At 66.8% G+C, this 3,985-nt stretch carries 3 protein-coding genes; 1 reads left to right on the top strand and 2 read right to left on the bottom strand.

Translation table 11 applies throughout. From position 1 onward, the window contains the following. Positions 1 to 249: 249 nt before the first annotated feature. Positions 250 to 537 (bottom strand): PF20097 family protein, encoded by a 288-nt coding sequence (locus ACESY8_RS17235; RefSeq protein ID WP_054339374.1) that lies wholly within the window; start codon positions 535 to 537, stop codon positions 250 to 252. 57 nt (positions 538 to 594) lie between these two features. After that, complete coding sequence (locus tag ACESY8_RS17230; protein WP_054339373.1) at positions 595 to 1,554, bottom strand: hypothetical protein; 960 nt, start codon at positions 1,552 to 1,554, stop codon at positions 595 to 597. Between the two features lie 122 nt (positions 1,555 to 1,676). Between ACESY8_RS17230 and ACESY8_RS17225 the strand changes: the two genes are divergently transcribed. Beyond that, positions 1,677 to 3,842, top strand: coding sequence for a Tex family protein (locus ACESY8_RS17225; protein ID WP_434307902.1), 2,166 nt, complete (start codon positions 1,677 to 1,679; stop codon positions 3,840 to 3,842). Positions 3,843 to 3,985: the final 143 nt, after the last annotated feature.

The raw sequence follows: 3,985 nt of genomic DNA, 5'->3' as shown, positions 1-3,985 counted from the left end.
CCCCCCCCCCCCCCCCCCCCCCCCCACGCTCAGCCTGTCGAAAAAGTCTTTTCGACAGGCTGCCGAACTTTTTGAAACGTTAGAAACGTTTCAAAAAGTTGTTTGATCCAACGCGAAAGGGAACCCTGACGGTTCCCTTTCACACTATCCTTCCCTCCGAATCCTTTTCGCCGGAGGGTTTATCGACAGTCTCCGCGTGCGCGCCTCACTAGAGGCGCCCACGCTTTTTCGTACTATGCCATGTTGTGGCTACGGGGTGTGGAACTCGTCCACCCGGGTGAGAAGCAGCTTGCAGTTGGGGCAGTAATAGCTCTGGTTGGGCGCGGGCGGGGTGCGGTACCAGTACTCCCGCCCTTTGGCCAGGAGAAAGCCCCCCCTCTTCTCGATGTTCCGCCTGGAGAAAAAAGGACTCAGCAGGCTCCGGTACCTGGGAAGCCAGTAGGTCACCCACGGGCGGCAGCCGTACAGGGAGCCGAGCACGGTCTCGCCCCCGCAGCAGGGGCAGCGTTTCAGTCTGGAATCCAGTTCTTCCACCATTGTCCGCACCTCCTGTTTTTCATTCCTTCCCACAGCCGCACCGAACCTGCCCCGTCCTCAGTCCGAACCGCTGCTCCTGAGAAGCAGGCCCTCCCGCTCCCGCTTCAGGCCGTCCTGCTCCTCCGCCAGCTCCTGATCCATCCGCTCCAGATTCCGCAGCGCGTTGAGCACCCGGACATGAACCTCGGACACGCCTTCCTGGGCGTCCTGGATTTTGGACTGTACCATCCAGTCCATGAAAAAACCGTCGAAGAAGTAGTCGGCAAAGGTGGCGAACTCCCCGATCTGTACCTGGGGAATCTCCATGTCCCGCACGTCTGCCAGCTCGGTGCGGAAGCGGGATAGGCACTGCTGGGCCCAGCCGATGCCCGCCCGGGCGTCGTCCAGGTGCTCGTGCTTGGCCATGGTGGCCATCAGGCCGCCGCCCAGCATATCCCAGGTGCCCCAGTCCTCGGCGCTGTCCAGGCTGTCCAGCACGGCGGACAGGGCGCTTTCCGCCGTGCGGCCGGCAGAGATGGCCTCCCCCACCTCCCGGCGCTGGTGCTCCAGCTCGTCCAACTGCTGGTCCAGCCGGGCGAGCCGGGCGCCGGTCTCCCCGCCCAGGGCTTTGAGCAGCTCTCCCTTCTCCTCCAGCAGGGCGTCCCGCCGGATGCGGTCGATGCGCAGGCCGTCCTTCTCCCGCAGCAGGACCCCGATGCGCCCGTCGAGATCCTCCAGATCCCGCTGGGCCTGATCGTACTGGAGCTTGGCGGCCAGGGCCTCCCGCCGCTCTTTGGACAGGCGCACCTCCCTGTCCCCGGTGAGGGAGAGCAGCAGGGCCCGCAGGCCCCCCTTCTCCAGCCGGTCCACGTCGTCCTGCTCCTTGCGGAACACCCGGCCGGTCTCCATCACCCGCCGGTCCCGCTCGGCCCGCTGGTCCTGGAGATCCTTCCACTGGGCCTCCATCCGTCCCTGCCGGGCCAGGGCCTCGTTCAGCTCCTTGAGCTCCCTGTTGATCTCGTTCAGCCGCTCGTCCATGCCGTTCCCCTCCTTTTCCTTTATTCTACGGCTTCCGAAGGGAAAGCGCAAGGAAATCCGCTGGACTTCCCCGTCAAATTCGCGTAAAATAGCCTTATCCCAATCTTGTAAGGAGTACCACTATGGATACCATCATTCAGATACTGGCCCGGGAGCTGGGCCGGAGCGAGGCCCACGTGGAGAACGTGGTGCGCCTCATTGACGAGGGCAACACCATCCCCTTCATCGCCCGCTACCGCAAGGAGCTCCACGGGGCCATGGACGATACCGCCCTGCGCACCCTGGCCGACCGGCTGCAATACCTGCGCAATCTGGACAAGCGGCGGGAGGAGGTCAAGTCCGCCATCGAGGGCCAGGGCAAGCTGACGGAGGAGCTCTCCGCCGCCATCGACGCCGCCGCCACCCTGGCGGAGGTGGAGGATCTCTACCGCCCCTATAAGCAGAAGCGCCGCACCCGCGCCACCGTGGCCCGCGAAAAGGGGCTGGAGCCTCTGGCCGAGCTGCTCTTCGCCCAGGCCGCGGACGGCCCCGCGCCGGAGGAGGCCGCCGGGGCCTTTATCGACCCGGAGAAGGGGGTGGAGACGGCGGAGGACGCCCTCCAGGGGGCCAGCGACATCATCGCCGAGCGCATCTCCGACGACGCGGACATCCGCAAGCGCCTGCGGGAGCTGGTGTGGAAAAAGGGATCTCTGGTCTCCGCCGCCGCGGCCAAGGAGCCGGAGGACACCGTCTACCGGCTCTACTATGCCTTCCGCTCCCCGCTGAACCGGGTGCAGGGCCACCAGGTGCTGGCCATCAACCGTGGAGAGCGGGAGGGCGTGCTCAAGGTGAGCGTGGAGATGGACCGGGAGGCGGCCCTGATCCCCATCCGCCGGGCGGTGCTGAACCCCGGCGCCCCCGCCATGGCCTTCGTCCGCGCCGCCGCCGAGGACGCCTACGACCGGCTGATCTTCCCCTCGGTGGAGCGGGAGATGCGCAGCCTGCTCACCGAGCAGGCCGACGAGGGGGCCATCAAAATGTTCGGCCTCAACCTCAAGCCCCTGCTGATGCAGCCGCCGGTGAAGGGCTTTGTCACCATGGGCCTCGACCCCGGCTACCGCAACGGCTGCAAGGTGGCGGTGGTGGACGCCACCGGCAAGGTGCTGGACACGGCGGTGGTCTACCCCACGTTCAGCCAGCGGAAGAAGGAGGAGGCCATCGACACGCTGGCAAAGCTCATCCGCCGCCACGGCGTGGCCCACATCGCCATCGGCAACGGCACCGCCAGCCGGGAGACCGAGCAGATGACGGTGGAGCTCATCAAGCAGCTGGGCGGCGGCGTCAGCTACATGATCGTCAACGAGGCGGGGGCCTCGGTCTACTCCGCCTCCAAGCTGGCCGCGGAGGAGTTCCCCGACTACGACGTGAACCTGCGAAGCGCTGTGTCCATCGCCCGGCGGCTCCAGGATCCCCTGGCCGAGCTGGTGAAGATCGACCCCAAGAGCATCGGCGTGGGCCAGTACCAGCACGACATGCCCCAGGCCCGGCTGGACGAGACCCTCTCCGGCGTGGTGGAGGACTGCGTCAACGCGGTGGGGGTGGATCTCAACACCGCCTCCGCCCCCCTGCTGTCCTATGTGGCGGGGCTGAACAACACCACCGCCAGGAACATCGTCAAGTACCGGGAGGAGAACGGGGCCTTCACCACCCGGAAGGGGGTGCTCAAGGTGCCCAAGCTGGGGCCCAAGGCCTTTGAGCAGTGCGCCGGCTTCCTGCGGGTACCGGAGAGCCGCAATGTGCTGGATCACACCGGCGTCCACCCGGAGAGCTACGGCGCGGCGGAGGCGTTGCTCGCCCTGTGCGGCTACGGCCTGTCCGACGTGAAGGCCGGCGGCCTGGACGGTCTGCGGGAGCGGGTGGCCGCATACGGCGAGGAGAAGGCCGCGGAGGCGTGCGGCGTGGGTGTACCCACCCTGCGGGACATCGTGGGCGAGCTGATGAAGCCCGGCCGGGACCCCCGGGACGAGTTGCCCCGCCCCATTCTGCGCACCGACGTGCTGGAGATGAAGGATTTGAAGCCCGGCATGGAGCTCACCGGCACGGTGCGCAACGTCATCGACTTCGGCGTGTTCGTGGACATCGGCGTCCACCAGGACGGGCTGGTGCACATCTCCCAGCTCCGGGAGGGCCGCCGGGTGCAGCACCCCTCCGAGGTGTGCGCCGTGGGCGACATCGTCACCGTCTGGGTGCTGGAGGTGGACGAAAAGAAGAAGCGGATCTCCCTCACTATGAAGAAGCCAAAGGGCTGAACCAGCCTTGACAGGCCCCGCCGCAGGCGGGACGCGGCGCATGCCGCGCCAAGCGTTCCGGCCGGCAGGCCGGAACCTTGAACTCGCCCGAATTCACTTCGGGCGAGTTCAGGGAAATGAGGGATCCCCGCGCGGCCATGGCC

Source organism: Clostridium sp. ATCC BAA-442 (assembly GCF_964239415.1).
Taxonomy (GTDB): Bacteria; Bacillota; Clostridia; order Oscillospirales; family Oscillospiraceae; genus Flavonifractor; species Flavonifractor plautii.
This window is presented reverse-complemented; position numbering and strand designations above follow the sequence as displayed.